At 43.7% G+C, this 829-nt stretch carries 2 protein-coding genes; one reads left to right on the plus strand and one right to left on the minus strand.

The window, feature by feature from the left end:
- The coding region (locus A3738_RS07385) for a hypothetical protein (RefSeq protein WP_231876565.1) at window positions 1-231 on the minus strand (231 nt) is incomplete at its 3' end.
- A gap of 109 nt (window positions 232-340) precedes the next feature.
- Here A3738_RS07385 and A3738_RS07390 point away from each other — a divergent pair.
- Window positions 341-829 (plus strand): TetR/AcrR family transcriptional regulator (locus tag A3738_RS07390; RefSeq protein WP_156504056.1); only part of this gene is annotated, 489 nt, incomplete at its 3' end.

The raw sequence follows: 829 nt of genomic DNA on the forward strand, positions 1-829 counted from the left end.
GAGGGCCAACGGGCTCAACAAACGTGCATAGCCACCACCTCCATGCAGCATGATCACCTTTACGTCATCTTTGGTCGATGGAACATAACGATCTAAATGAACATTGATTCCCTGCCACAACCACCACTCCTCTTTGGGCTGGTTCTGGTGATTAATCCGTAGGTGTTCCGGAAAATAATCTTGGTAGTTTTGCCAGTATGATTCACTTTGGTAACTTGGTTGCTCTTTCATCAAACTCAATTCCTCCATTGGACTGCGTAGCGCTAAACGGTGCTTTAGATAACAGAACACTATAATATGAGCATTTACTCACATTAAATACTCGCGTTTATTTATTCTCATGAAAGTCAATAAAACCACCTCAAAGCCCCGTCGCAAGCCCGCTCAGAGCCGATCATCTAATACAGTGGATTGCATACTCGAAGCCAGCGCTCATATTTTAGTTAGCGAAGGACAGGGGAAATTAAACACCAACCACATTGCTAAAATCGCAGGAGTTAGCGTTGGTTCGATTTATCAATACTTTGGGAATAAAGAAACGATTCTTGCTGAATTGGGCAATCGCCATATTGATGAGATGCTCACAATCATTATGGCTACTTTACAAAAGCTGCCTTCTCTTGACCTGAAAGAAGCGCTTGAAACCATGGTGCATGCGGTTATGGACGCTCATAAGCAAGAACCGCAGCTACATCAGGTACTCGTAAGAGAGCTAAACAAACTAGACGGCTACACTCGCGTAGAAGAGCTCGATGGCGTATTGCTGAATTTAACCGAGAGCTTTTTGAAAAGCCGAGCCCATGAAATAAGTAGTGAGGATCTAAAACTC

Source organism: Oleiphilus sp. HI0066 (genome assembly GCF_001635725.1).